Annotated in this window: 25 protein-coding genes; 22 read left to right on the forward strand and 3 right to left on the reverse strand. The window is 66.2% G+C overall.

Annotated features, from left to right (window positions below; translation table 11 throughout):
- Position 1: 1 nt before the first annotated feature.
- From EJP69_RS24945 to EJP69_RS24965, 5 genes are all read left to right on the forward strand, one after another.
- A complete protein-coding gene (locus EJP69_RS24945) occupies positions 2–352 on the forward strand; it encodes a hypothetical protein (RefSeq protein ID WP_126472915.1) in 351 nt (116 codons plus the stop codon).
- A 163-nt stretch (positions 353–515) separates the two neighbouring features.
- The gene (locus EJP69_RS24950) at positions 516–1,133 is read left to right on the forward strand and encodes a hypothetical protein (RefSeq protein WP_126472917.1); all 618 of its coding nucleotides are present in this window, start codon (positions 516–518) and stop codon (positions 1,131–1,133) included.
- Positions 1,134–1,210: 77 nt separating this feature from the next.
- Entirely contained in the window at positions 1,211–2,914 is a 1,704-nt protein-coding gene (locus tag EJP69_RS24955) for a ShlB/FhaC/HecB family hemolysin secretion/activation protein (RefSeq protein WP_126472964.1), read from the forward strand.
- Positions 2,915–2,943: 29 nt separating this feature from the next.
- Positions 2,944–4,128, forward strand: coding sequence for a hypothetical protein (locus EJP69_RS24960; RefSeq protein ID WP_126472918.1), 1,185 nt, complete (start codon positions 2,944–2,946; stop codon positions 4,126–4,128).
- A gap of 375 nt (positions 4,129–4,503) precedes the next feature.
- Entirely contained in the window at positions 4,504–5,070 is a 567-nt protein-coding gene (locus EJP69_RS24965; RefSeq protein ID WP_170217222.1) for a hypothetical protein, read from the forward strand.
- Between the two features lie 614 nt (positions 5,071–5,684).
- Here EJP69_RS24965 and EJP69_RS24970 read toward each other — a convergent pair.
- Positions 5,685–7,325, reverse strand: a complete 1,641-nt coding sequence (locus EJP69_RS24970; protein WP_170217223.1) for a phosphoethanolamine transferase — start codon at positions 7,323–7,325, stop codon at positions 5,685–5,687.
- Between the two features lie 188 nt (positions 7,326–7,513).
- Here EJP69_RS24970 and EJP69_RS24975 point away from each other — a divergent pair, with 188 nt between their 5' ends.
- On the forward strand, positions 7,514–7,975 hold the full coding sequence (locus EJP69_RS24975; RefSeq protein WP_093304040.1) for an SH3 domain-containing protein: 462 nt from the start codon (positions 7,514–7,516) through the stop codon (positions 7,973–7,975).
- A gap of 6 nt (positions 7,976–7,981) precedes the next feature.
- Here EJP69_RS24975 and glpK read toward each other — a convergent pair whose 3' ends face one another.
- Both glpK and EJP69_RS24985 read right to left on the reverse strand, forming a co-directional pair.
- A complete protein-coding gene (gene glpK / locus EJP69_RS24980) occupies positions 7,982–9,478 on the reverse strand; it encodes a glycerol kinase GlpK (RefSeq protein WP_093304042.1) in 1,497 nt (498 codons plus the stop codon).
- Positions 9,479–9,497: 19 nt separating this feature from the next.
- Complete coding sequence (locus EJP69_RS24985) at positions 9,498–10,268, reverse strand: DeoR/GlpR family DNA-binding transcription regulator (RefSeq protein ID WP_093203053.1); 771 nt, start codon at positions 10,266–10,268, stop codon at positions 9,498–9,500.
- Positions 10,269–10,390: 122 nt separating this feature from the next.
- Here EJP69_RS24985 and glpD point away from each other — a divergent pair, with 122 nt between their 5' ends.
- The 16 genes from glpD to EJP69_RS25065 all read left to right on the forward strand — a co-directional run bounded on the left by glpD (position 10,391) and on the right by EJP69_RS25065 (position 25,678).
- A complete protein-coding gene (gene glpD / locus EJP69_RS24990; protein WP_126472922.1) occupies positions 10,391–12,049 on the forward strand; it encodes a glycerol-3-phosphate dehydrogenase in 1,659 nt (552 codons plus the stop codon).
- A 30-nt stretch (positions 12,050–12,079) separates the two neighbouring features.
- The gene (locus EJP69_RS24995; protein ID WP_126472924.1) at positions 12,080–13,153 is read left to right on the forward strand and encodes an ABC transporter ATP-binding protein; all 1,074 of its coding nucleotides are present in this window, start codon (positions 12,080–12,082) and stop codon (positions 13,151–13,153) included.
- Between the two features lie 2 nt (positions 13,154–13,155).
- Positions 13,156–14,226: an ABC transporter ATP-binding protein gene (locus EJP69_RS25000; RefSeq protein WP_093203046.1), complete on the forward strand. Its 1,071-nt coding sequence runs from the start codon at positions 13,156–13,158 to the stop codon at positions 14,224–14,226.
- The gene (locus EJP69_RS25005) at positions 14,223–15,113 is read left to right on the forward strand and encodes a carbohydrate ABC transporter permease (protein WP_093203043.1); all 891 of its coding nucleotides are present in this window, start codon (positions 14,223–14,225) and stop codon (positions 15,111–15,113) included. The genes EJP69_RS25000 and EJP69_RS25005 overlap by 4 nt, the downstream gene beginning before the upstream one ends.
- Entirely contained in the window at positions 15,110–15,922 is an 813-nt protein-coding gene (locus EJP69_RS25010; protein ID WP_093203041.1) for a carbohydrate ABC transporter permease, read from the forward strand. The genes EJP69_RS25005 and EJP69_RS25010 overlap by 4 nt, the downstream gene beginning before the upstream one ends.
- A gap of 12 nt (positions 15,923–15,934) precedes the next feature.
- Positions 15,935–16,243, forward strand: coding sequence for a DUF2160 domain-containing protein (locus EJP69_RS25015; protein ID WP_093203039.1), 309 nt, complete (start codon positions 15,935–15,937; stop codon positions 16,241–16,243).
- Positions 16,244–16,354: 111 nt separating this feature from the next.
- A complete protein-coding gene (locus EJP69_RS25020) occupies positions 16,355–18,088 on the forward strand; it encodes an ABC transporter substrate-binding protein (protein WP_093203037.1) in 1,734 nt (577 codons plus the stop codon).
- 202 nt (positions 18,089–18,290) lie between these two features.
- Complete coding sequence (locus EJP69_RS25025) at positions 18,291–19,280, forward strand: hypothetical protein (RefSeq protein WP_093304046.1); 990 nt, start codon at positions 18,291–18,293, stop codon at positions 19,278–19,280.
- Positions 19,270–20,403, forward strand: coding sequence for a beta-ketoacyl-ACP synthase III (locus tag EJP69_RS25030; RefSeq protein ID WP_126472926.1), 1,134 nt, complete (start codon positions 19,270–19,272; stop codon positions 20,401–20,403). The genes EJP69_RS25025 and EJP69_RS25030 overlap by 11 nt, the downstream gene beginning before the upstream one ends.
- A gap of 2 nt (positions 20,404–20,405) precedes the next feature.
- Positions 20,406–20,801: a DarG family dialkylresorcinol biosynthesis protein gene (locus tag EJP69_RS25035; protein WP_126472928.1), complete on the forward strand. Its 396-nt coding sequence runs from the start codon at positions 20,406–20,408 to the stop codon at positions 20,799–20,801.
- Positions 20,798–21,778 (forward strand): BtrH-related acyltransferase DarH, encoded by a 981-nt coding sequence (gene darH, locus EJP69_RS25040; RefSeq protein ID WP_126472930.1) that lies wholly within the window; start codon positions 20,798–20,800, stop codon positions 21,776–21,778. Before EJP69_RS25035 ends, darH begins: the two co-directional genes overlap by 4 nt.
- Positions 21,778–22,686 (forward strand): ABC transporter ATP-binding protein, encoded by a 909-nt coding sequence (locus EJP69_RS25045; protein WP_126472932.1) that lies wholly within the window; start codon positions 21,778–21,780, stop codon positions 22,684–22,686. Before darH ends, EJP69_RS25045 begins: the two co-directional genes overlap by 1 nt.
- Before the next feature lie 10 nt (positions 22,687–22,696).
- Entirely contained in the window at positions 22,697–23,854 is a 1,158-nt protein-coding gene (locus EJP69_RS25050; protein ID WP_126472934.1) for an ABC transporter permease, read from the forward strand.
- Positions 23,851–24,126, forward strand: a complete 276-nt coding sequence (locus EJP69_RS25055) for an acyl carrier protein (RefSeq protein ID WP_240652281.1) — start codon at positions 23,851–23,853, stop codon at positions 24,124–24,126. Before EJP69_RS25050 ends, EJP69_RS25055 begins: the two co-directional genes overlap by 4 nt.
- Positions 24,123–25,193 carry a beta-ketoacyl synthase N-terminal-like domain-containing protein gene (locus EJP69_RS25060; protein ID WP_126472936.1) on the forward strand — a complete coding sequence of 357 codons (1,071 nt, stop codon included), beginning with the start codon at positions 24,123–24,125 and terminating at the stop codon, positions 25,191–25,193. The genes EJP69_RS25055 and EJP69_RS25060 overlap by 4 nt, the downstream gene beginning before the upstream one ends.
- Positions 25,190–25,678: a hypothetical protein gene (locus tag EJP69_RS25065; RefSeq protein ID WP_126472938.1), complete on the forward strand. Its 489-nt coding sequence runs from the start codon at positions 25,190–25,192 to the stop codon at positions 25,676–25,678. The genes EJP69_RS25060 and EJP69_RS25065 overlap by 4 nt, the downstream gene beginning before the upstream one ends.
- Position 25,679 lies beyond the last annotated feature (1 nt).

Here is a 25,679-nt window from a genome sequence, read left to right on the forward strand (position 1 = left end):
CATGGAAAGCAAACTCTTTTTTGATTTAATAGAAATTTCACGTACTTCGGACGAAAAGAAGATTGTGATTCTTTTCTCTGGGGTGGAGCATATTGTGCGGATCGAAAGGATTCGCGGAACCGATCTCTGGATCATCCCTACCGGGCAAAGTAAAGATATTTTCGGTGGAGACGATCATTTTGATGATCGCATATGGGGAAGGATTGAAAAGATTGGAGAGGATTTGAATGTTCGCCACCCAGTTCGACAGTTGAACTGGTCGGAACTTTCCGAGTGTCTAGCCAGAAATGGAGACTTGGATTTGCTGATTGAGGAAATGCTGAGAAATGGCAATGGGCCCAATTTGGATTGATTTTTCTCGATGCCTAAAGAATGCAGATTTTTGCGCTCCCCGATCTCCAAGCGGAATTTTCGTGCGAATCAATTTCTTAGCATCTCTTCTGGCGTTCAGCTTGTTGGTAGGCTGCGCCCGATCACCAGTTTCAACCGCGGTTCAACCGCCGGTGACTCGCATCATGGTCATTCCCGTGACCCCTATCACCAAGATGCATACCGAGAACAAGGGCATCCCGCTCGGGATCCTGTGGCAGTCGTTGGCCGACCGCATTAAGAGTTCGGACTTCGACAAACTCATGGAGACAGCGCGCAGGGACATGGGGCCGAAGCTGACGGTTGCACTGGTTCGTGAACTGATCGCTCAGGGTTATGACGCTCAGGTACTCGAAGGGGTAGTGAGGCCCGCAAATTCGCCGGATCGCATCGACTACTCGCGGCTGCCAACGACGGATCCAGTCCTGCACATCTACCTCAATGAGGTTGGTATGTACTCGGCACGCTTCTCCATGGACTATGTGCCACGTGTCAACTTGAGCGCGTACCTGCTACGTCCGTCAAACGAGGACGAGATTTACAGCGAGACCATCTACTACGGTGCGGACTCAAACGGAAACACGTCGAGCAGCATCCCAGCAGATGCTCGTCATCACTGGTCGAGCTTCAACGAAATGTATGAGCATCCAGAGCAGGTTTCGCAGAGCTACGACGTTGCGATCGATGCTCTGGCAGCAAAGATCGCCGCGAACATTCGAGCGCAAACTGCACCGCCGCCAAGAGCTGCTGTCACTGTCCACTGAATAGCTGAGTCTTGACCATCGTCTTGGTCAAGCGAAAGAGGGAGTCCGATTTGAAGCGCAACTTGTTGGCCGCAGCCATGGCGGCGGGACCGCTGTTGGCCTGGGCCCAGCAGTCACCCACCACTCCACTGCCCATCATCGAGCAGCAGCGCCAGCAAGAGCGTGAACGCGCACTGCGCGAGCAGAACGAGCGTACCGTCGACCAGCGCCCGCAGGCTGCGCCGCCTGCGCCTGTTCAGCGCATTCCAGAGTCCGAGTCCCCCTGCTTCCGAATCGGCCGCGTGCTGCTCGTTGGCGAACAGTCGGAATCTTTCCAATGGGCCGTTGCCGATTTGTTCGGTCCCGGCGGAAATGATTCACCTGTCGGCCGCTGCCTCGGCACGGCCGGCGTCAATGTCGTCCTCGCACGTGCACAGCAAGCAGTTATCGCCCGCGGATTCGTCACAACCCGAGTCCTCGCTGCGCCGCAGGATCTGTCCACAGGTACGCTGACACTCTCCCTGGTGCCCGGCCGCATCGCAGCCATCCGCACGACGCCTGATTCCTCCTCCACGCTGCTCGGCAGTTCCGCCTTGCTCGCCTCCGCAATCCCTGCTAATCCCGGCGACCTGCTGAACTTGCGCGACATCGAACAAGGCCTCGAAAACCTCAAGCGTTCCCCGACCGCAGAAGCCGACATCCAGATCGAACCGTCGACCGCCCTCAACGCCAAGCCCGGCGACAGCGATCTCGTCGTCAAGTACGTCCAATCCAAGAAATGGCGAGTCACCCTGAGCCTGGACGACAGCGGCACCGAAGCCACCGGCCGCTACCAGGCCGGTGCCACCCTGTCCCTGGACAACCCCTTCGGCCTGAACGACCTGTTCTACGTCAGCGCCAACCACAGCATCAACAACCACGTCTTCGGCGACCCGGCCAAAGGCACCGAAGGCCAGACTGTTCACTACTCGCTGCCGTATGGCTACTGGCTGCTGGGCCTCACGGCCTCCAACAGCCAGTACCACCAGAGCGTGGCCGGCCTGAACCAAAACTACGTCTACGCCGGCAAGTCTAACAACGCCGATGTCAAGCTCTCGCGCCTCGTCTACCGCGACCAGAGCCGCAAGACGAGCGTGGCGATCAAGGGTTGGCGCCGCGAGTCGCGCAACTTCGTGGACGACACCGAGGTCGAGGTGCAGCACCGCGTGGTCGGTGGCTGGGAGCTCAGCCTCAATCACAAGGAATACATCGGCGAGGCGACGCTCGAAGGCACGCTGGCCTACAAGCGCGGCACCGGCGGCTTCGGCTCGCGTACTGCACCGGAAGAGGAGTTCGGCGAAGGCACGTCGCGCCTGAAGCTCTACACCGCCGACATCAGCCTCAACGCACCGTTCAAGCTCGGCGAGCAGAAGATGCGCTACTCAGGTCTGATCCGAGCCCAATGGAACCGCACGCCGCTGACGCCGCAGGACCGCTTCGCCATCGGCGGGCGCTACACGGTGCGCGGCTTCGACGGCGAGACGAGCCTGATGGGCGAGCGCGGCTGGCTCATCCGCAACGACATCGGATGGGCCGTGGGGCAGAGCGGGGCGGAGCTGTACGTCGGTGCCGACTATGGCCATGTGGGTGGCCGCTCGACGGTCGACCTGCTCGGCCGAAGCCTGGCCGGCGCCGTCATTGGCGTGCGCGGCCAGTGGAGCAAGCTGAGCTACGACTTCTTCGTCGGCGCGCCGATCAGCAAGCCCGAGGGCTATCGCACCGCGAAGGTCACGCTGGGCTTCAATCTCAACGCAAGTTTCTAGTCAACTACAAATCAGAGGGAGAGTTCTTAATGGAAAAACAAGCAATCGCAAAAGCGGTGGTAATACTCGCAATCGGTGCACTTCATGGATGCGGCGGGGGCGGTAGCGGAGGAGGGGCCGTCTTCCCGGTAGCTACCGCACCTGTGGCTTCGCCGGCATCTGCCGAAGCCTCAGCTCAGGCGTCTGCACCAAGCCCGGCAGCTTCATCCGCCGCAGCACCGGCTCCAGCCGCAGTTCCCGTTGCATCTCTTCGCCGGGCCCTCGACACCGTCAGTCCCGTTGCGGCGAACGGAGATCTTGATGTCGAGTTGTCTCCGGCGTTTGCCTCGGCTGTCGTTGTGACCTATTCGCTCGAGAATCCCGATGGCACGAATGCGGGGACAGTCTCGTTGCGAGGCGGCTCTGCCGGGCTGTTCTTCCCGCGTACCGCCAATCTGGTCAAGCTGCTCATGCCCAAGGTCAATCCGGGTTCTTATGTACTGAGAGCAAAAGGTCAGATCCTCAATCTAGCCACGGCAACCTCGACTTACGTCGAGGCGACCATGCCAGTTGAGTTGAACACGCTCTCGTTGAATCTGGCGAGCCTGAGCTACTCGTCAGGCCTGGTTATCGGCGGATCTTCGCGCTTCCTGTCTCTGACCTATACCAGCGATGTCAATGGCACCTTGTTCTTCTATCCGACCGGTCAGGCGTTCGGGGTGTGTGCGTCGAAAACTGCTGCAGAACTCGCATTGGTGCCAGACGTCAAGACCTTTGCAGTCACCGGCTCTGCAAACTCTTCCTCTGGCGCATTGACGTCGGCTACATCATTTGCTGATGCCGATACGGGTTGTCTGCAATTTGTCCGCGCCAGCGACTCCGTGGCGGAAGCACCGTACACCTTCAATTTCCGCTATCAACCGCTGCCGACTTCGGGCGATCTGATTTTTTCCCTGAACGCAGACCCTGCGGCCATTGCCAAGAACGCCATCGGCCTGATGTCGATGCCTCGAAGCGGAAATTCGAGTGGCTTCTTCGATTGGCTGGAGCGTCGACAAGTTTTCACTTCCGGTGACGTGCCCCAGCAGACGACCGCCAACAGCGCGCGCATCAGCCTGGAGCAGGCGGGCGGGACTTGGCAATACAGGCTGACCGCACCAGTGGCGACTGATCATCCGTACTACGTTGCGAAGATCGAAGGGCGTCCTCCGCTGGTCTTTTTTGTCAAACCCTGACTTCATGCCGCGTTGTTTGCGGTAGCGAGCAAATACAGCGCTGCCCGATAGGCCTGCGCTTATATGGAGCTTGACTTCTGGGTACCCGGATGTCGTCGAAATGATCGTGCGGGACCAGCGCAGCAGGCACTGGTCTCCTTGCAGATAACGGCCGCGCATCGGCCCCGATGAACCGTTCAAGCTCGATGAGCAAGCCGAGCTACGACCTTTTCGTCGGTACACCAATCTGCGAGGCGGAGGGTCATCGCACTGCGAAGGTCAGGCAGGGATTCAATTTCAACGCGAGTTTTTAACAAAAGGGGGAGTGAGATGAGGAAGATGAAGAGGGTGAGCGCGATTGCGACCGCAGTCGCGTTGCTCACTCTTACGGGGTGCATGAGCGTTTCCGAGGTCGTTCAAGTCCCCGTCGACAAGCAAGTGGCTGTAGCGAGCTACCGGCTGCCAGTGACACCTTCGGACATGAAAGAAGCCGTTGTCTATGTCGTCAACAAGGCCGAGACCGCTTCGAACAAATGGGACCGAGGCGTCATCTTCACGACAGCATTCGCAATCGAGGGGGCGATAGCACCTCTTGAAACCATTCCTGGGCAATACGCGGTCGCGAAGATCAAGCCTGGCAGGTACGCCCTGCGCGCTCAGCGCCTTTGCCATCCAGACGGGCCTGGTGGGAGCGATAACGAACGCTTTCCGGTGGCCGGAACCATCATGCCGGCGTGGCAGACAGGCTGGAGTACCTATACGCGTTCTTATGGCCCGGGCTTGCGCAGCGGCGAAGAGGTTTTCGAGTTCCTGGGCGGGAAGACTTATGTGTTTTCGATCAACCCCAACTGCGCCCTCGTCATCAAGGCGGGGGGCGTTTTGCTGTATCCGCGCATCCGCGAGGTGGATGAGCCAGGTGGAAAGTACCTGATCATGAGCAGCACCCCAGCGAAGAAGCCGTGAACCACCTAATGATTGTCTGGGCTTCAACGCGCTGAACTTGCCCGCAATGGAAGAGGTACGCCATGCATAGAAGCTTCGGACTACTGGCCACGGCCCTGGTGATGACAGCTGCGCTGCTCACAGGTTGCGCAGCCCCACCATATCGTGTGCCGGGCACCGAGACGCAACCGTTGTCTAGCCTCGCTGTCGTCAAGTCAGGACCGCGTGGAGCCAGCTATTTCGTTTCGATCGACGGAGAGAGGGTTCCCCACGTTCTTCGACCGGTAGATCGTTGGGAACTCTCGCCCGGCGAGCACACGGCAGTGGTCGGTCTTAGGACACATCCGCAGTTCTATGCCGATCGCATCTATCTGAAATTTGTTGTGCTCCCGGGGAAGAACTACGTCATTCCATACGAGGTCAACACCAGATGGGGGCGAGGCACCTGGCGGGGATGGATCGAAGACGAGGGTGGCACCACCGTCTCCGCGCCTGAGCCCAGGCCGTCAGTTTCGGCAACGAAATAGAAGGCGCATTTATCGCGTCGGAAGCCGAGGGCTATCGCACTGCGAAGGTCATGCCGGGCTTCACAACGCAAACTTCTGACGCGGCAGGCGGATCGTGCAACTTGCGAGCTACCGCGAGAACGACTCGACGGCCACCGGGATCTGCGGCGCCTGCCAGCGATAGAAATCCCCCAGCACATCCCGCTCGGGCTTCTGCCCGTTCCACCGGATGTTGAGCAGGTCCATCAAGGTCCAGCCTGTCCAGTCCGCTCGGAAAGGTTGCTGCGCGGCCACCTGGGGCAGTGGCTGCCGGTTGCGCCACACCACGGCGGGAATGCGATAGCCCGAGGCGGTCGACGGGCTATGCCCCGCGCGGTCGCTCACGTGCCCCACCTCCTGCCCGTGATCCGAGAGATACATCCACGCCCGGTACTCGCCCTGCTTGCCCGGCGCACGCGTCTGCTGCAGCAACTCCGACACCACGAAGTCGTGATACAGCAACGCCGCGTCGTACTCCTGCCGGAAGCGCCGCACCCAGGCCGAGCGGCCGTCCTTCACCAAGCCGTTTTCCACCGCATCGACGTTGTCGTCGAAGGGATTTGCGTTCTCGGGAAAGCGCAGGCTGTAGTGCGGGTGCGCGCCCATCAGGTGGACGACGATGAGCTTGCGGTCTGTGCTGGTGTCGGCCAGTGCTTCCTGCACGCAGTCGAGGATCTCGCCGTCGAGTGACGCGCTTGCGCGGCCCGGCGTGCGGTTGACCATGTCGACCACGTCGGCGAGGCGCGCGTGCTGCTGCTCGATGGCCAGGTCGTCGTGGTTGCTGATCCACCAGACCTTGTAGCCGGCGGCGCGCGCGAGTGCCAGCACGTGCGGCGGGTTCTCCGCCTCGGGCAGGCCGAAGTGGAACATGTTGCGCAGGGCGGGGAGGGTGCTGGCGTCCACCGACCATGCGTTCTTCAGCACGGCCATCTGGTCGCCGGTCTGCGCCTTGTGCGCCAGCAGGCGCGGCGTGGTGGGGCGGCCGTAGCCGTAGAGCGCCATGTTGTCGCGGTTGATGCTGTCGGTGATGACCAGCACCACGGTGGAAGGTCCAGCCTGCGTCATCACCGGCGCGATGGCCTTGGCCTGCGCCATCAGGCGGTCGCGCTGCTTCTGCTGGTCGGCCCAGGCGGAGCGCAGCGTGTGGAGGGAGTCGAACCACTGCGTCCAGAAGATCGCGGGATGCAGCCTGCGCCAGGGCTTGCTCGCATAGGCCACGCAGGAGAGCAGGAGCAGGAGGGCGATCAGCGCCACGATCCATCGCGACGGTCGGGCGGATGCGGCATTGGCCACCGCGCCGCGCCGCGCGAACACGCCCACGAGCACGCCGGCCACGACCAGCGCCGCCCCCCACACGGCGGCCGAGCGCCAGTGCATCAACAGGTATTCGGAGCCCTCGCGCACATTGGTGTTGGCCGCGGCGCCCAGCACCATCGCGCCATCGGGCGCGGCCTGGTAGGTGTCGAGCAGATAGGCGCGCACCGCGCCGTCGAGCGCGAAGCCCATGGCCCAGAGCCAGACCAGCAGCGTGCGAACGCGCCGCATGCGCGCGCTGCGCAGCGGCCACGCCAGCCACAGCACCATCGGCATCGCGAGCACGGCGAGCTGCGCCATGCGTCGGCCGTCATGGCCCAGTGCGATGAGCGCCAGCAGCGTCGCGCCCACCACGCCGCAGGCGAGCAGCGCGTTGCGCGACGACGACGTGGATGCGTCTTTGGGCAGGGTGGTCAAGCGGGTGGCGCGGCGAGTCGGGGGGCGGGCGGATTCTGCCCCGGGGCTCGCGCGGCAGCCCCCAGTGCCCCGATGACGGCGAGGCCCTTTGGCGAGCCGGTGCACTCAGGGATATCCCCGCGGAACTTATCCGGCGGCAGGTGCCCAGACGGGCTTTCCTCAACTCCCCGGAAAGGAACCCCCGCTCCATGCTCAGATTCAGCCGTCTGCCCGCGCTCCTGCTCGCCTTCGCTCTTTCGTGGATGGCACTGCCGCCCGCGAATGCCGCCCAGACACAGATGGTGAGCGTTGCCGTCAAGACGCTGAACATGCGCACCGGCCCCGGCCAGCGCTACGAGACGCACTGGACGGTCACCAGGGGCTATCCGTTCCGCGTGATCGGCAAGAAGGGCGACTGGCTCAGGGTCAGCGACTTCGAGGGCGACAAGGCCTGGGTCTTCCGTCCGATGACGAACAAGACGCCGCACCATGTGGTGAAGGCCCAGTCGGCCAACCTTCGTCGTGCGCCCGGTGCGCGCAGCCCGGTCGTGAAGAAGGCGGGCTACGGCGACGTGCTGCGCACGATCGAGCGGCGTGGCAACTGGCTCAAGGTGCAGCACGAAGGCGGCGCCACCGGCTGGGTGCAGCGCAGCTTCGTCTGGGGCTGGTAGGAGGGCTCAGGTCGCGGTGGCCTGGCGCACGGCGCGCTCCCAGCGCGCCATCGATTCCTCGGCCTGCGCCCGGCCCATGGTCGGCATGAAGCGCCGCTCGATCTTCCACAGCTTCGAAAGCTGGCGCGCGTCGGTGTAGACGCCGGTTGAAAGGCCCGCGAGGTACGCGGCGCCCAGCGCGGTGGTTTCGATGACCTCGGGCCGCACCACCGGAATGCCCAGCAGGTCGGCCTGGAACTGCATCAGCAGGTCGTTCACGCTCGCGCCGCCATCCACGCGCAGTTCGGCCACCGGCTTGCCGCCGGCGGCCACCGCGTCGCGGCTCATGGCCTGCAGCAACGCGGCGCTCTGGTAGGCGATGCTCTCCAGCGCGGCGCGCGCGATGTGCGCCACAGTGGTCCCGCGCGTGAGGCCGGTGATCGTGCCGCGCGCGTCGGCATCCCAGTAGGGCGCGCCGAGGCCGGTGAAGGCTGGCACCATCATCACGCCGCCCGCATCGGGCACGCTCTCGGCGAGCGACTGCACCTCCGCGCTGCCCTTGATGGCCTTGAGCCCGTCGCGCAGCCACTGCACCACGGCGCCGCCGACGAACACGCTGCCTTCCATCGCGTACTGCGGCTTCGCATCGGTCTGCGCGGCGCTGGTCACGAGCAGGCCGTTGTGCGAGGGCTGGAACTCGCCGCCGGTGTGCATCAGCAGGAAGCAGCCGGTGCCGTAGGTGTTCTTGGCCATGCCGGCCTCGAAGCAGGCCTGGCCGAAGAGGGCGCTCTGCTGGTCGCCGGCCACGCCGCCGATGGGCAGCGCGTGGCCCAGCAGGGCCGCGTCGGTGTCGGCGAAGTGGGAGCTCGAGGGCTGCACCTTCGGCATCAGCGAGGCCGGAATGTCGAGCGCCTTCAGCAGGTCGGCGTCCCACTCGTTGCCGTGCACGTTGAAGAGCATGGTGCGCGAGGCGTTGCTCACGTCGGTCACGTGCACCTTGCCGCCGGTGAGCTGCCACATGAGCCAGCTGTCGACGGTGCCGAAGGCGAGCTCGCCGCGTGCAGCCTGCTCGCGCGCGCCCGGCACGTTGTCGAGCAGCCAGCGCAGCTTGGTGCCGGAGAAGTACGCGTCGATGACGAGGCCGGTCTTCTCGCGGATGGTGTCGGTCATGCCTTCGTCGCGCAGCTGCGCGCACAGCGGCTCGGCGCGACGGTCCTGCCAGACGATGGCGTGGTGCACCGGCTGGCCTGTCTTGCGGTTCCACAGTACGGTGGTCTCGCGCTGGTTGGTGATGCCGATGGCGTGGATGTCGGCGGGCTGGAGCTTCGCCTTCGCGAGCACTTCGCGCGCGGTGGCGAGCTGGCTGCGCCAGATTTCCATGGGGTCGTGCTCCACCCAGCCCGGCTGCGGATAGATCTGCGTGAGTTCCTTCTGGGCGATGGCGACGATGTGGCCTTCGCGGTCGAACACGATGCTGCGCGAGCTGGAAGTGCCCTGGTCCAGGGCGAGCAGGTAGGTGGTCATTCGTTCGTGTTCCTTCTTGTCAGTTTTCGCGCGCGATCTCCAGGCGCACCTGCGCCGCGTGCAGCAGGTCGGCGAACGGCGCCGGCGGCTCCGCGTCGGTGAAGAGCCGGTCGATCTGCGAGAGCGTGCCCAGCTGGATCATCGCCGGCCGGTTGAACTTGCTCGCGTCGGCGGCCAGCCACACCTCGCGCGCCTGCGCGATGATGGTCTGCGCCACCTTCACCTCGCGCAGGTCGAAGTCGCGCAGCGAGCCGTCGGCCTCGATGCTCGACACGCCGATCAGCGCGATGTCGACCTTGAACTGGCGGATGAAGTCGATGGTGGCCTCGCCCACGATGGCGCGGTCGCGCGGGCGCACCGAGCCGCCCGCCACGATCACCTCGCACGAGGTGTTGCCGCTGAGGATGGTGGCCACGTTCAGGTTGTTGGTGATCACGCGCAGGCCCGTGTGGCGCAGCAGCGCCTTGGCGATGGCCTCGGTGGTGGTGCCGATGTTCAGGATCAGCGAGCAGTCGTTGGGCACCAGCTGTGCTACGCGGCGCGCGATTCGCGCCTTGCCTTCGGCGTGCAGCGTCTCGCGCTGCTGGTAGCCGATGTTCTCCGTGGTCGAGCTGGGCACGCGCACGCCGCCATGGAAGCGCGTGAGCAGCCCTTCGTCGGCCAGCCGCTGCACGTCGCGCCGCACGGTCTGCAGGGTGACGCCGAGCATGTCGGCCAGTTGCTCGACGGTGACGGAACCGCGCGCGCGCACGGTGTCCAGGAGGTTGATCTGGCGCGGGTTGGAGTTCACAGGAGCGTCGTGGAAAGCGGGAAGACTTCGGCCGCGGAGGCCGGGCGCGTCACTTTAAAGCGAAAAAAAACGAAGCCAACTAAGGGAAAACTCGTAGGAAAATCGCGCCAAAAGGAATCCAAATGAAAAAACACGAAAATACAATGGCCGCCGTCAGTGACCAAAGTCACGCTTCAACGGACCCAATTCCTGTGAGCGATTTTTCTTCCGTTTCGCCAGCGCCGGCCACCGATTGCGACGTGCTCATCGTCGGCGGCGGCATCAACGGCTGCGGCATCGCGCGCGACCTCGCGGGCCGCGGCTGGCGCGTGGTGCTTTGCGAAAAGGACGATCTCGCCTCGCACACCTCGTCTTCCTCCACCAAGCTGATCCACGGCGGTCTTCGCTACCTCGAGTACTACGAGTTCTCGCTGGTGCGCAAGGCGCTGCAGGAGCGCGAGGTGCTGCTCAAGAGCGCGCCGCACATCATGTGGCCGCTGCGCTTCGTGATGCCGCACGACCCGTCGATGCGCCCGGCCTGGATGATCCGCATCGGCCTGTTCATGTACGACCACCTGGCCCGCCGCGAGGTGCTGCCCGGTTCGCGCAGCGTCGACCTGCGCCGCCACGCCGCCGGCAAGCCGCTGAAGGAGCAGTACAAGCGCGGCTTCATCTATTCCGACGGCTGGGTGGACGACGCGCGCCTCGTGGTGCTGAATGCGCTGGACGCCCAGGCGCGCGGCGCCGAGGTGCTGACCCGCACGCGCTGCGTGCACGCGAAGCGCGACGCCGACGGCTGGACCGCCACGCTGCTGGGGGCCGACGGCAACAAGCGCACGCTGCGTGCCCGCGCGGTGGTCAATGCCGCGGGGCCGTGGGCCGAATCCTTCCTGCGCGGCGTTGCGCAGTCGGCAAGGGGCGAAGCCCTGGCCACCAAGAGCCTGCGGCTCGTGAAGGGCAGCCACATCGTGGTGCCGCGCCTGTTCGAGCACGACCACGCCTACATCTTCCAGAACCCCGACAAGCGGATCATCTTCGCCATTCCCTACCAGGACGAGTTCACGCTGATCGGCACCACCGACATCGAGCTCACCGGCGACGACCCCGGCGCCGCGCGCATCGCGCAGGAAGAGATCGACTACCTCTGCACCCAGGCCAGCCGCTACTTCGACAAGCCCATCGCGCCTTCCGACGTGGTCTGGACCTACTCGGGCGTGCGTCCGCTGCTGGACGACGATTCGGGCGATCCCTCGGCCGTCACGCGCGACTACCTGCTCGAGTCGAACACCGAGGCCGCGCCGCTGCTGTCGGTGTGGGGCGGAAAGATCACCACCTTCCGCAAGCTGGCGGAGGACGCGGCCGACGAAGTCGGGCGCATGCTGGGCCAGACGGGCGCGCAACGCCCGGCATGGACCGACGGCGCCTTCCTCGCGGGCGGCGACCTGTCGGGCTGGATCGGCGCGGCGAAGCGGCCCGACGACGACTTCGAGCGCTTCGTGTCGGCCGTGCAGGCTAAGTACCCGTGGCTCTACGGCCAGCTGGCGCGCCGACTCGCACGGGCCTACGGCGCGCGCATCGATCAACTGCTGGGCGAGGCGAAGTCCTTCGCCGACCTGGGTGCCGAAGTGGCGCCCGGCCTGTTCGAGCGCGAACTGCGCTTCCTGCAGGACAACGAGTGGGCCGTGAGCGCCGAAGACGTGCTCTGGCGGCGCTCCAAGCTGGGCCTGCACTACACGCCCGAAGAGCGCGAGCAGGTCGCGCGCTGGCTGCAGCAGCAACAACCCCGCGCCAGCGACAACTAGGCCGGACACAAGGGAAGAGGAAGAGCGCCAATGCAATTGACACTCGAGCGCGTCACCAAGAAGGTGGGAGCGCAGACATGGCTCTACGAGCAGAGCATCGCGCCGAAGAGCGGCGCGGTCACCGTGCTGCTCGGCGCCACGCAGGCCGGCAAGACCAGCCTCATGCGGCTGATGGCGGGCCTCGATGCGCCGACCACCGGCAAGGTGCTGGTTGACGGCAAGGACGTGACCGGCATGCCCGTGCGCGAACGCAACGTCGCGATGGTCTACCAGCAGTTCATCAACTATCCGTCGCTCAAGGTGGCGGACAACATCGCGTCGCCGCTCAAGCTGCGCGGCGAATCGAACATCGATGCGCGCGTGAAGGCGCTGGCCGACAAGCTGCACATCGGCATGTTCCTCGACCGCTATCCGCAGGAGCTCTCGGGCGGGCAGCAGCAGCGCGTGGCGCTGGCGCGCGCGCTCGCCAAGAACGCGCCGCTGATGCTGCTCGACGAGCCGCTGGTCAACCTCGACTACAAGCTGCGCGAAGGCCTGCGCGAGGAGCTCACGCAGCTCTTCGCCACCGGTGGCTCGACCGTGATCTATGCGACCACCGAGCCGGGCGAAGCCCTGCTGCTCGGCGGCTACACCGCGGTGATGGACGCCGGCGAGCTGCTGCAGTACGGCCCCACGGCCGAGGTGTTCCATGCGCCGCAGTCGCTGCGCGTGGCGCGCGCCTTCAGCGATCCGCCGATGAACCTGCTGGCCGGCACCGCCACCGCCGGCCGCGTGCAGATGGCGGGCGGCCCCGCGTTGGCGCTGGCATTGTCCGAGAGCGTGTCGGGCCCCGTCACCGTGGGCCTGCGCGCGAGCGCATTGAACGTCGATGCGGGGGAGGGCGACATCGCCCTGCCGGGCAAGGTGGAGCTGGCCGAAATCTCGGGCTCCGACACCTTCGTGCACGTGGAAACCGCGGTGGGCGAACTGGTGGCGCAGCTCACCGGCGTGCACCGCTTCGAACTGGGCGCTTCGCTCACGCTGTACTTCAGCGCGTCGCAAGCTTATGTGTTCGATGCCAGCGAAAAGCTGGCGCTGGCGCCTGCATGGCGCAAGGGATACTAGTCATGGCACGCATCGACCTCGACCTGGCTCACGCTTACCGCCCGAACCCCACGCAGGACAGCGACTACGCGCTGCTCCCGCTGAAGATGAGCTTCCGCGACGGCGGCGCGTACGCCTTGCTCGGCCCCTCGGGCTGCGGCAAGACGACCATGCTGAACATCATCTCCGGCCTGCTGGTGCCTTCGCAGGGCACGGTGACCTTCGACGGCCGCGACATGACGCGCGCCACGCCTCAGGAACGCAACATCGCTCAGGTGTTCCAGTTTCCGGTGATCTACGACACCATGACCGTGGCCGAGAACCTCGCGTTCCCGCTGCGCAACCGGAAGGTGCCGGCCGACCAGATCAAGAAGCGCGTCGGCGAGATCGCCGAGATGCTCGACATGAGCGGCCAGCTCAACCAGCGCGCCGCCGGCCTCGCGGCCGACGCCAAGCAGAAGATCTCGCTCGGTCGCGGGCTGGTGCGCAGCGACGTGTCGGCGGTGCTGTTCGACGAGCCGCTCACCGTGATCGATCCGCACCTGAAGTGGCAGCTGCGCCGCAAGCTCAAGCAGATCCACCGCGAGCTGAAGCTCACGTTGATCTACGTGACGCACGACCAGGTCGAGGCGCTCACCTTCGCCGAGGAGGTGGTGGTGATGACGCGCGGCAAGGCCGTGCAGGTGGGCAGCGCCGATGCGCTCTTCGAGCGGCCGGCCCACACCTTCGTCGGGCACTTCATCGGCTCGCCGGGCATGAACTTCCTTTCGGCGCAGAGCGCGAACGGCACCATCGAAGTGGCTGGAACGCCGCTGGTGCCCACGCGCGAACTGCCGCAGGGGCCGCTGAAGATCGGCATCCGCCCCGAATACCTGCGCCTGTCGAACGCGGGCGCTGCCGGCGCCGTGCCGGCGGTGGCGAAGCAGGTGCAGGACGTGGGCACGCACGTGATGCTGACGGTGGACGCCGGCGGCAGCCTGCTGAAGGTGCGTCTGCATTCGGACGACCGCCCGCCGGCGGTGGGGGACACGGTGTGGGTGCGCGTGCTCGACACGCACACCTGCTATTACAAGGATGAGGAACTGGTGGCATGAACGCAACCAACAAGCCGATCAATCAAAAGGCCTGGTGGCTCGTGCTGCCGGTGCTGATCTGCGTGGCCTTCTCGGCCATCGTGCCGCTCATGACGGTGGTCAACTACTCGGTGCAGGACATCATCTCGCCCGAGCGCCGCGTGTTCGTGGGCACCGAATGGTTCGCCTCGGTGATGCGCGACGACGAGCTGCACGAGGCGCTGTGGCGCCAGCTGGGCTTCTCGCTGTCGGTGCTGCTGGTGGAGATTCCGCTGGGCATCGGCCTGGCGCTGTCGATGCCGGCCAAGGGCTGGAAGTCGTCGGCGGTGCTGGTGGTGGTGGCGCTGTCGCTGCTGATTCCATGGAACGTGGTCGGCACCATCTGGCAGATCTACGGTCGCGCCGACATCGGCCTGCTGGGCCACACCCTGCAGAGGCTGGGCATCGAATACAACTACACCGGCAGCGCCGCCGACGCATGGCTCACCGTGCTGGTGATGGACGTGTGGCACTGGACGCCGCTGGTGGCGCTGCTCTGCTACGCGGGCCTGCGCTCCATTCCCGACGCCTACTACCAGGCCGCGCGCATCGACGGCGCAAGCAAGTTCGCGGTGTTCCGCTACATCCAGCTGCCCAAGATGCGCGGCGTGCTCATGATCGCGGTGCTGCTGCGCTTCATGGACAGCTTCATGATCTACACCGAGCCCTTCGTGCTGACCGGCGGCGGGCCGGGCAACGCCACCACCTTCCTGAGCCAGTACCTCACGCAGAAGGCCGTGGGCCAGTTCGACCTGGGGCCGGCGGCGGCGTTCTCGCTGATCTACTTCCTCATCATCCTGCTGTTCTGCTTCGTGCTCTACAACTGGATGCAGCGGGTCGGCACGCAGGAAGCGGAGGTGGAGAAATGAACGAGAAGAGATTTCACAAGCGCAGCATCTTCCTGGTGCTGTACATCCTGTTCGCGCTGTTGCCCATCTACTGGATGATCAACATGAGCTTCAAGACGAACGAGGAGATTCTCTCGAGCTTCTCGTTCTTCCCGCAGCAGCTCACCTGGTCGAACTACGCGCGCATCTTCACCGACGAGTCGTGGTACTCGGGCTACATCAACAGCCTGATCTACGTGGCCATCAACACGGTGATCTCGCTCACCGTGGCGCTGCCGGCGGCCTATGCGTTCTCGCGCTATTCGTTCCTGGGCGACAAGCACGTCTTCTTCTGGTTGCTGACCAACCGCATGACGCCGCCCGCGGTGTTCCTGCTGCCGTTCTTCCAGCTCTACAGCACCGTCGGCCTGATGGACACGCACCTCGGCGTGGCGCTCGCGCACCTGCTGTTCAACGTGCCGCTGGCGGTGTGGATCCTGGAAGGCTTCATGAGCGGCATTCCGCGCGAGATCGACGAGACGGCGTACATCGACGGCTACTCGTTCCCGCGCTTCTTCCTCACGATCTTCCTGCCGCTCATCAAGGCCGGCGTGGGCGTGGCGGCGTTCTTCTGCTTCATGTTCAGCTGGGTCGAGCTGCTGCTGGCGCGCACGCTCACCAGCGTGAACGCCAAGCCCATCGTGGCGACCATGACGCGCACGGTGAGCGCGTCGGGCATGGACTGGGCGACGCTGGCAGCGGCCGGCGTGCTCACCATCGTGCCGGGCGCCATCGTGATCTGGTTCGTGCGTCACTACATCGCGAAGGGTTTCGCGATGGGTCGTGTTTGAGGAGGCACGGAAATGTTCGATTGGATGGTCTGGACCACCCCGGTGGCCGTGTTCTTCATCTGCATCGCGCTCATGCTGGTCGGCATGACGATCTGGGAGCTCAAGTCGCCCACCACGCTGCGGCGCGGCTGGTTGCCGATGGCCACCACGCGCGGCGACAGACTCTTCATCGGGCTGCTGTCGGCGGCCTACGTGAACCTGGTCTTCGTCGGCCTGGCGGGCAAGTTCCAGGAGTGGTTCAGCCTCGAGGCCGAGCCCTCGGTCTGGATCAGCTTCGTGCTGTCGATGGCCCTGCTCGCGCTGGTGATGCGCAAGGGTTGAGCGGGCGCCGCTTCGCTTCTTTCCTTCTTCCAAAAGCGTTCCGGCTCTCCGCCTCCCCGGAGCCGTGATCGGACACAACACCGGGGAAGCAACAACCGAGGAGACAGTTCCATGAAGATGCGCTACACGGCACTGGCACTTGCAGCGGCGATGTTCGCCGCGCATGGCGCCGCAACGGCCGGCGAGGCCGAAGCCAAGAAATGGATCGACAGCGAGTTCCAGCCATCGACCTTGTCCAAGGACAAGCAGATGGAGGAAATGAAGTGGTTCATCGAGGCCGCCAAGAAACTGCAGGCCAAGGGCGTCAAGGAGGTGTCCGTCGTCTCCGAGACCCTGACCACCCACGAGTACGAATCGAAGACGCTGGCCAAGGCCTTCGAGGAAATCACCGGCATCAAGGTCAAGCATGACCTGATCCAGGAAGGCGACGTCGTCGAGAAGCTGCAGACCTCGATGCAGTCGGGCAAGTCGATCTACGACGGCTGGGTGTCCGACTCCGACCTGATCGGCACGCACTACCGCTACGGCAAGATCATGTCGCTGACCGAGTACATGGGCGGCGCCGGCAAGGAGTTCACCAACCCCGGCCTCGACCTGAAGGACTTCATCGGCACCAGCTTCACCACCGCGCCCGACGGCCAGCTCTACCAGCTGCCCGACCAGCAGTTCGCCAACCTGTACTGGTTCCGCGCCGACCTGTTCGCGCGCAAGGACCTGCAGGACAAGTTCAAGGCCAAGTACGGCTACGACCTGGGCGTGCCGCTGAACTGGAGCGCGTACGAAGACATCGCCGAGTTCTTCAGCACCGACGTGAAGACCATCGACGGCAAGCCGATCTACGGTCACATGGACTACGGCAAGAAGGACCCGTCGCTGGGCTGGCGCTTCACCGACGCATGGCTGTCGATGGCAGGCTCCGCCGACAAGGGCATCCCCAACGGCATGCCGATCGACGAGTGGGGCATCCGCGTGGCTGCCGACAAGTGCACGCCCACCGGCGCCTCGGTGGCTCGCGGCGGCGCGACCAACTCGCCGGCTGCCGTGTACGCGCTCACCAAGTACATCGACTGGATGAAGAAGTACGCGCCCAAGGAAGCCATGGGCATGACCTTCGGCGAAGCCGGCCCGGTGCCCGCGCAGGGCCAGATCGCCCAGCAGATCTTCTGGTACACGGCCTTCACCGCCGACATGACCAAGAAGGGCCTGCCCGTGGTGAACGAAGACGGCTCGCCCAAGTGGCGCATGGCCCCCGGCCCGAACGGCCCGTACTGGAAGCAGGGCATGCAGAACGGCTACCAGGACGTGGGCTCGTGGACCTTCTTCAAGGGCCATGACGCCAACAAGACGGCCGCAGCCTGGCTCTACGCCCAGTTCATCACCGCCAAGACCACCTCGCTGAAGAAGTCGATCACCGGCCTGACCTTCATCCGCGACAGCGACATCCGCTCGGACTACTTCACGCAGAACGCCAACAAGTACGGCGGCCTGATCGAGTTCTACCGCAGCCCGGCGCGCGTGGCCTGGACCCCGACCGGCACCAACGTGCCCGACTACCCCAAGCTCGCGCAGCTGTGGTGGAAGAACGTGGCCGAGGCCGTGACGGGCGAGAAGACCCCGCAGAAGGCCATGGACAACCTGGCCGACGAGATGGACAACGTGATGGCCCGCCTGGAACGCGCCGGCATGGCCAAGTGCGCGCCCAAGCTCAACCCGAAGGGCGACCCGGCCAAGTACCTGAGCGACGACCACGCCCCGTGGAAGAAGCTGGCCAACGAGAAGCCGAAGGGCGAGACCATCGACTACAACAAGCTGCTGAGCGCCTGGAAGGAAGGCAAGGTGCGCTGAGCGCCGCCAGACCGTTACCCGGCAATACAAAGGGCCGTGCCGCGAGGCACGGCCTTTTTTTGTGCTCGTTTTTCCGCATTGCCGGGCGTTTGCCGCCATTTGGCCGTTTCGAGCGTCTGATTGCCGCGACGCCATGACCATTGGCAGATGCTTTCGCTACCTGCTTCGCGTACATTCGACGGCCCCCGAAAAGCCCCAGCCAGTGAATTCCAGTCTTTCCAGCCCTTCCAACGCGTCTCCGAGCGTCAAGCGCGTCCTCGTCCTGCGCTATTCGCAGTCCGGCCAGCTCGACGAGGTCGCCGACCGGATCGTGGCGCCGCTGCGGGCCGATCCGGCAATACAGGTGCATGAGGAAGTGCTCCGCCCGCTGCAGCCGTACCCCTTTCCCTGGCCCTTCCTGACGTTCTTCGACGCCTTCCCGGAGTCGGCCCACATGAAGCCGCAGCCGCTGGCGCCGCTCTCGCTGACGGGCGACGAAGACTTCGACCTCGTCGTGCTGCCGTACCAGGTATGGTTCCTGGCGCCCTCGCAGCCGGTGGCCGCCTTCCTCAAGCATCCGGTGGCGGCGCGGCTGCTCAGGGGCAAGCCGGTGGTCACGGTCATCGCCTGCCGCAACATGTGGCTGCTGGCGCAGGAAAAGCTCAAGGGCATGCTCGACGACGTGGGCGCGCGGCTGATCGACAACGTAGTGCTGACCGACCCCGGCCCCACGCTCGCCACCTTCTTCACCACGCCGGCCTGGCTGATCTGGGGCCGCAAGCGCGGCTTCTGGGGCATGCCCGACGCCGGGCTCAGTACCGACCAGATCGCGGGTACGGCCCGTTTCGGGCGGGCCCTGCGCGATGCGCTGCACAAGGACCTGGAGCGCGGCTCGCAGCCGCTGCTGGCCGGCCTCGGGGCGGTGCAGGCCAACGCCAGGCTGCTCATCAGCGAGAAGGCCGGCACCCGCAGCTTCTACCTCTGGGGCAAGCTCATCATGGCCGCCGGCGGGCCCGGCGCGTGGCAGCGCAAGCCGCTGCTTCTTTTGTACGTGCTGTTTCTGCTGGTACTGATCATTACGGTGGTGCCCGTGAGCCTGAGCCTGCAGGCGCTTCTGCGACCTCTGTTCAGAGGGTGGCTGACTAGAATGACCGCCAAATTCGAGTGCCCGTCGGGCTCAGCCACGGACCGCACCCCTCTCTATGACGACTGATGTCTTCCTGACCCGCACCGCCGCCTTTCTGCCCTTTTCTCCGGTCAGCAATGAAGACATCGAAGACGTCCTCGGTCGCATCGGCGGCAAGGCGTCCCGCGCGCGGCGGCTGATCCTTCGCAGCAACGGCATCCAGTCGCGCCACTACGCCATCGATCGCGCCACCGGCGAGCTGGCGATGACCAACGCCCAGCTCACGGCCAGCGCCATCCGCGCGCTGGGCGACGTGGGGCAGGTCGACTGCCTCGTCACGGGCACCTCGTTGCCCGACCAGCTCATGCCCAATCACGCGGTGATGGTGCACGGCGAGCTCGGCTGGCCGCGCCTCGAGGTGGTGGCCTGCGCGGGCATCTGCCTGGCCGGCGCCGCGGCGCTGAAGCATGCATGGCTCTCGGTGCGCGCGGGCGACGCACGCCGCGCAGTGGCCACGGGCTCCGAACTGGCCTCGGCCGTGATGCGCGGCTCGCGCTTCGAGGCCGAGTTCGAGCACAAGCTCGAGGCGCTGGAGGCGCGGCCCGAGCTGGCCTTCGAGAAGGACTTCCTGCGCTGGATGCTCTCCGACGGCGCCGGCGCCGTGCTGCTGGAGCGCGAGCCGCGCGGGCCGCTGTCGCTGCGCGTCGACTGGATCGACCTTTCCTCGGCCGCGCACGAGCTGCCGGCCTGCATGTACGCGGGCGCCGAGAAGAACGCCGAGGGCGGCCTCGACGGCTGGGCGCGCAAGTCGCCCGAGGAATGGCGCAGCGAATCGACCTTCGCCGTGAAGCAGGACGTGCGCCTGCTCAACGAGAACATCGTGCGCGCCACGCTGGCAGAGCCGCTGGCGCAGGTCATCGAGCGCAGGGGGCTCAGGCCTGCCGACGTCGACTGGTTCCTGCCGCACCTGTCGTCGCAATACTTCGTGGAGCCGGTGAGTCGCAGCCTCGAGGAGCTGGGCTTCCCGATTCCGCGCGAGCGCTGGTTCAGCAACCTCGCGACCAAGGGCAACACAGGCTCGGCTTCGCCGTACATCATGCTCGACGAGCTGTTCCGCTCGGGCCGCATCAAGCCCGGCCAGAAGCTGCTGATGTTCGTGCCGGAAAGCGGCCGCTTCTCCAGCGGCTTCATCTACATGGAGGCGGTGTAGCCATGGACCTCGATGCCGTGCCGCAGGAGGGCAACGCGACCCTCGACGGCCATTCCAAGCTGATGTACGCGCGCGATGCGCAGGGCCGCGTGGTCACCACCACCTCGCGCGGCTGGGAGGCGGAAGAGATCGTCACCAGCCACGCGGTCGACGTGCTGGTCGAGCAGGCCTGCGCCGCGAAGGAGCGCGTGAAGGCGGGGCTGGCCTCGCCGCTCGAATACTGGATGTACGAGCGCCGCATGGACGTGGCGCTGCTCTCGCAGACCAGCGGCTTCTGGCAATGGCGCGTGCGCCGCCACCTGCAGCCGCGCCACTTCGCTTCGCTTTCGGCGGCGCAGCTCGCACGCTACGGCGAAGCGCTGGGCCTGCCCGTTTCCACCTTGCAGGGGCTGCCGTGAACTTCCAGCATCAACAGGCGGCGCATTGCGAAAGCGGCGTCATCTCCAGTCTCATGCGCCACCACGGCGCGCCGATGAGCGAGAGCATGGCGCTGGGGCTTTCGTCCGCGCTCTCGTTCGCGTACCTGCCATTCATCAAGCTGTCGGGCCTGCCGCTCATTTCGTATCGCATGCCGCCCAAGGCCATCATCAAGGGCCTGCTGGCGCCGATGGCCGCGCGATTCCGCTTCGAGACCTTCGGCAGCGCCGAGGCCGGGCAGAAGCGGCTCGATGCGCTACTGGCCGACGGCAAGCTGGTGGGGCTGCAGACATCGGTGTACTGGCTGCCGTACTTCCCGCCGAACATGCGTTTCCACTTCAACGCGCACAACCTGCTGGTGTACGGCAAGGACGGCGACGACTACCTCATCAGCGACCCGGTGTTCGAGGAGCCCGTGCGCTGCCCGAGCAGCGACCTCGCGCGCGCCCGCTTCGCCAAGGGCGTGCTGGCGCCCAAGGGGCTCATGTACTACCCGCAGGCCATCGACCGCAAGGCGGTGGACGCGGCCTCGGTGGTCAAGGCCATCCGCAAGACGGTGCGCACCATGCTCGCGCCCATCCCCATCGTCGGCGTGCGCGGCATGCGCACGCTGGCCGCGCGCATGCAGAAGCTGTCGCCGGCCGATCCGCGCAGCGTCGACTTCATCGGCCACGTGGTGCGCATGCAGGAGGAAATCGGCACGGGCGGGGCGGGCTTCCGCTTCATCTACGCGGGCTTCCTGCAGGAAGCCGCGCAGTTGCTCGACAAGCCGCAGCTGCAGCAGATGTCCGAGCGGCTCATCGCCATCGGCGACGGCTGGCGCGCCTTCGCGCTCAAGGCCGCGCGCATGGTGAAGGGGCGCGAGGCGGTCGACCCGGCCGCGCTGGCGGCGAAGCTGCGCGAGCAGGCGCAGCAAGAGGAAAACTTCTTTCGCGACCTGAAGGCCGCCGTCGCCTGATGCTCGAGCTGCGCCAGCTCAGCTACCGCTACCCGCATGCGGACAAGCCCGCGCTGGTCGACGTGTCGCTCGCCGTGCCCAAGGGCTGCGTGCTCGGCTTGCTGGGACCGAATGGCGCGGGCAAGACCACGCTGATCTCGCACCTGTCGGGCGCACTGGCGGTGCAGTCGGGCGAGATCCGCATCGACGGCCAGCCGCTGAAGGAAGTGCGAGCCAAGGCTCCCACGCGCATTGCCGTCGCGCCGCAGGAGCACGCCTTCTATCCGATGCTGACCGTGGCCGAGAACCTGGCCGTGTTCGCGGCGGCCGGCGGTCTTTCGGGCGAGCGCAGGCGGCAGCGCATCGAGGCCTGCACGCAGTTCGCGCAGCTCGAGCAGTTCGCCACCGTGCGCGCCGAGCGGCTCTCGGGCGGCCTCAAGCGCCGGCTCAACCTGGCTATCGCCTTGCTGCCCGAACCGGAGCTGATGCTGTTCGACGAACCCACGGTGGGCGTCGATCCGCAGTCGCGCGCCTTCATCCTCGATGCCATCAAGAGCCTCGCGCAGCAGGGCGCGGCGGTGATCTACGCCTCGCACTACATGGAAGAAATCGAGGCCATCGCCGATCGCGTCGCGATCCTCGACCGCGGCCACGTGCTGCGCGAAGGGGCGCTCGACGAGCTTCTGTCGAAGAGCGCGATGCTGCTCACGCTGGCGGCCGACGGGCTCGATGCCGGCATGCTCTCGCGCTTCGGCACGGTGGAGCAGGGCGGCGTGCACTGGCGCATCCACCTCAACCCCGGCAGCGGCCCCGCGCCGGTCCTGGCCGTGCTGGAGGCCGAGGGCATCGAGGTGCGCCACGCCGAGTTCGGCCGGCATGACCTCGAGCAGCTCTTCATGGCGCTCACCCACCGCTCGCTGCGCGACTGAACGGACGCCCATGCTCCTCGCGCTCATCAGGAAGGAACTGATCGCCCTCACGCGCGACATGCACGGCCTTGCCGCGCTGTTCCTGATGCCGATGGTCTTCATCGTGCTGATGTCGCTCACGCTGAAGGACATCTACCGCCCGCCGCTGGCCGAGCTGAGCTACGCCGTCGACATGCGCGACACCGCGACGCCCGCGCAGTGGCTCAAGCAGCTCTGGCAGCGCGGCCACGGCGCACCGCAGCCGCTGGGCACCGACTGGCAGGAGCGGCTGCGCAACGGCTCGCTGAAGTACGTGATCGTGATGGAGCCGGGTCTTTCGGAGGAGCTGGAGTCGGCCGCGCTGTCGACCGAGGCGCGCATCCGGCTGCTGACCGAGCCGGGCATCGACGCCAACCTGTTCAACGCGCTGCGTGCCGAACTCATCGGCGCATCGGGCGAGCTCAAGGCGCGTCTCGCGCTGGCGGTGCCCGGTACGGCGGGGCCGGCACCGGACGCATCCATCCAGGCGATGGTGCACGCCGAGCGCTTCTCCACCGCCGGACCGCGGCCGACCTCGGTGCAGCAGAACGTGCCGGCCTGGCTGGTGTTCGGCATGTTCTTCGTGGTGGCCTCGCTCTCCAGCCTGTTCGTGCAGGAGCGCAGCTCGGGTGCGCTCGGCCGGCTGCAGAGCCTGGGCGTGTCGCGCGGCATGCTGCTGGCGTCGAAGGCGCTGCCGTACCTGGGCGTGAACGCGCTGCAGGCGGTGCTGATGCTGGCGGCCGGCATCTGGTTCATGCCGCTGATCGGCGGCGACGCGCTGTCGCTCGCGGGCATCAGCTGGGGCGCCTTGCTGCTGTCGCTGGCGGCGGTGAGCCTGGCGGCCGTGAGCCTGTCGCTCGCGCTGGCCTGCATGGTGCGCAGCCATGCGCAGGCGGCCACCATCGGGCCGATGGTCAACGTGCTGATGGCGGCAGCGGGCGGCATCATGGTGCCCAAGTTCGTCATGCCGGGCTTCATGCAGCGGCTGGTCGAGATATCTCCGATGAACTGGGGGCTGGAGGCGCTGCTGACCGTGCTGCTGCGCGGCGGCGGCGTGGCCGACACCCTGCCGCAGGTCGGCCGGCTGGTCGCGTTCGCGGCGCTGATGTTCGTCCTGGCCGTTTTTCTGTTTCGCAGGCGCGCATCGTGAGCATCACCGTCACCCCTGAATTCATTGCCAGCCTCAAGGCCATGGTGCTCGAAGCCGTCGAGAAGGGCGAGCCGCCCGGAGGCCTGGGCGACGACGAGCCGCTGTTCGGCCCCGACTCCCGGCTCGACCTCGACTCGCTCGATGCGCTGCAGGTGTCGATGACCATCCAGCAGCGCTTCGGCGTGCGCATGCCCGACAGCAAGGAAACGCGCCGGGCGCTGACTTCCATCGTTCACCTCGCGGAGCACCTCGCGCAAGCGGGCAAGGCATGAGCCCGGTCCACCTCGCCGGCACCGGCCTGGCCTGCGTGCTGGGCGAGGACATGCCGTCCGCGCTCGCATCGCTGCGCCGCGGCGGCGTGCCGCCCGTGATGGTGGACGTGGCCGAGGGCTTCCGCTGGCCGGTTTACGCGTTGGCGCCGAAGGAAGGCGACTGGACGCAGCGCCTGCGCGACACCGTGCGCGGCGTGGTCGCGCAGACGGGCGACTGGGGCCCGTGCACCGCGCCGCTCTTCGTCGCCTCGTCCTCGCTCGACATCGGCTTCATGGAGCACGAGAAGCAGGACCTGCGGCTGGGCGGCGACCTGCAGGACTTCGCCAGCGTCGTGGCCGGCGCGCTCGACTGGCGGGGGCCGGTGTTCACCGTGTCCACCGCCTGCACCTCGTCGCTGAACGCCGTGCTGGCGGCCGTCGACCTGATCCGCGCCGGCGAAGCAGACGAAGCCCTGGTGATCGGCGCCGAGATGTGCAACCGCTTCACGGTGGCCGGCTTCGGCGCGATGCAGCTGCTGGCCCCCGACAGCGGCCAGCCTTTTGGCGAAGGGCGCAGGGGGCTGGTGCTGGGCGAGGCGGTGGCCGCGCTGCGGCTGTCGTCGCGGCCTTCGCGCTGGCAGGTCGCCGGTGGCGTCAACGTGGTCGATGGCTGCAATCCCTCGGGCACCGAGGCCACGGCCGTGCACGCGATGTGCCGCGGCGCGCTGGCGCAAGGAGGCCTGCAGCCGGGCGACATCGACCTCGTGAAGGCGCAGGCCGCCGGCAGCCCGGTGAACGACGCCATCGAGGCGGAGGCGCTGAAGCAGGTGTTCGATCCGATGCCGCCGCTGGTGTCGCTCAAGTCGGTGCTGGGCCATACGCTCGGCGCGTCGGGGGCGGCGGAGCTGGCCTTGCTGCTCGGCTGCATCGAAGGCGGCGCGTGGCCATCGGTCGACTACCCGCTCGACGCGTCGCTGGGCATCGCGCTGAGCGAGGAGGCGCCGCGAAGGCTGCGCAACATCCTGCTGAACTTCTCGGGCTTCGGCGGCGGGCACGCCTCGCTGGTGTTGAAGGACACGGGCGCATGACCACCTGGCGCACCGCTGCCCATTTCGTCGCGCATCCACCGCCCGAGGGATGGCGCGACGATCTGGCGGAGCGCATAGGCCGAAGGCCGCGCCGCGTGGGCCTGTGGACCGAGCTGGCGATGTACGGCGCGCGCCGCTGCCTCGACGTCGCGGGCGAAGTAGCGCTGCCGCCGGGGGCGCGCATCCGCGTTTCGAGCCAGCGCGGCGCCTGGGGCGCCACGCACACCGGGCTGGCCCAGCTCGACGCTGGGCTGCCGATGCCCTTCACCTTCATGCAGAGCCAGCCCGCGCTGATGCTGGCCGAGGTCGGCCGGTGTCTCGAGTGGCAGGGCGATGCGAGCTTCGCGCTGTGCCGCGATGCGGCTCAGGTGCTGCGGCTGGCGAAGCTGGGTGCCTCGCCGGACGGGCTTCTGTTCGGCGTCGTGGAAGAGGAGCGAAACGGCGAGCCCGCGCGCTCCGAATGGTGGCGCCTGGTGCCGACCTGAA

This window comes from Variovorax gossypii (assembly GCF_003965815.1).
Lineage (GTDB): Bacteria > Pseudomonadota > Gammaproteobacteria > Burkholderiales > Burkholderiaceae_C > Variovorax > Variovorax gossypii.

Coding starts and splice junctions, on each gene's coding strand:
- EJP69_RS24945 (WP_126472915.1), top strand. CDS start 2: ATGGAAAGCAAACTCTTTTTTGATTTAATAGAAATTTCACGTACTTCG.
- EJP69_RS24950 (WP_126472917.1), top strand. CDS start 516: ATGGTCATTCCCGTGACCCCTATCACCAAGATGCATACCGAGAACAAG.
- EJP69_RS24955 (WP_126472964.1), top strand. CDS start 1,211: ATGGCGGCGGGACCGCTGTTGGCCTGGGCCCAGCAGTCACCCACCACT.
- EJP69_RS24960 (WP_126472918.1), top strand. CDS start 2,944: ATGGAAAAACAAGCAATCGCAAAAGCGGTGGTAATACTCGCAATCGGT.
- EJP69_RS24965 (WP_170217222.1), top strand. CDS start 4,504: ATGAGCGTTTCCGAGGTCGTTCAAGTCCCCGTCGACAAGCAAGTGGCT.
- EJP69_RS24975 (WP_093304040.1), top strand. CDS start 7,514: ATGCTCAGATTCAGCCGTCTGCCCGCGCTCCTGCTCGCCTTCGCTCTT.
- glpK (WP_093304042.1), bottom strand. CDS start 9,478: ATGACCACCTACCTGCTCGCCCTGGACCAGGGCACTTCCAGCTCGCGC.
- glpD (WP_126472922.1), top strand. CDS start 10,391: ATGAAAAAACACGAAAATACAATGGCCGCCGTCAGTGACCAAAGTCAC.
- EJP69_RS24995 (WP_126472924.1), top strand. CDS start 12,080: ATGCAATTGACACTCGAGCGCGTCACCAAGAAGGTGGGAGCGCAGACA.
- EJP69_RS25000 (WP_093203046.1), top strand. CDS start 13,156: ATGGCACGCATCGACCTCGACCTGGCTCACGCTTACCGCCCGAACCCC.
- EJP69_RS25005 (WP_093203043.1), top strand. CDS start 14,223: ATGAACGCAACCAACAAGCCGATCAATCAAAAGGCCTGGTGGCTCGTG.
- EJP69_RS25010 (WP_093203041.1), top strand. CDS start 15,110: ATGAACGAGAAGAGATTTCACAAGCGCAGCATCTTCCTGGTGCTGTAC.
- EJP69_RS25015 (WP_093203039.1), top strand. CDS start 15,935: ATGTTCGATTGGATGGTCTGGACCACCCCGGTGGCCGTGTTCTTCATC.
- EJP69_RS25020 (WP_093203037.1), top strand. CDS start 16,355: ATGAAGATGCGCTACACGGCACTGGCACTTGCAGCGGCGATGTTCGCC.
- EJP69_RS25030 (WP_126472926.1), top strand. CDS start 19,270: ATGACGACTGATGTCTTCCTGACCCGCACCGCCGCCTTTCTGCCCTTT.
- EJP69_RS25035 (WP_126472928.1), top strand. CDS start 20,406: ATGGACCTCGATGCCGTGCCGCAGGAGGGCAACGCGACCCTCGACGGC.
- EJP69_RS25045 (WP_126472932.1), top strand. CDS start 21,778: ATGCTCGAGCTGCGCCAGCTCAGCTACCGCTACCCGCATGCGGACAAG.
- EJP69_RS25050 (WP_126472934.1), top strand. CDS start 22,697: ATGCTCCTCGCGCTCATCAGGAAGGAACTGATCGCCCTCACGCGCGAC.
- EJP69_RS25060 (WP_126472936.1), top strand. CDS start 24,123: ATGAGCCCGGTCCACCTCGCCGGCACCGGCCTGGCCTGCGTGCTGGGC.
- EJP69_RS25065 (WP_126472938.1), top strand. CDS start 25,190: ATGACCACCTGGCGCACCGCTGCCCATTTCGTCGCGCATCCACCGCCC.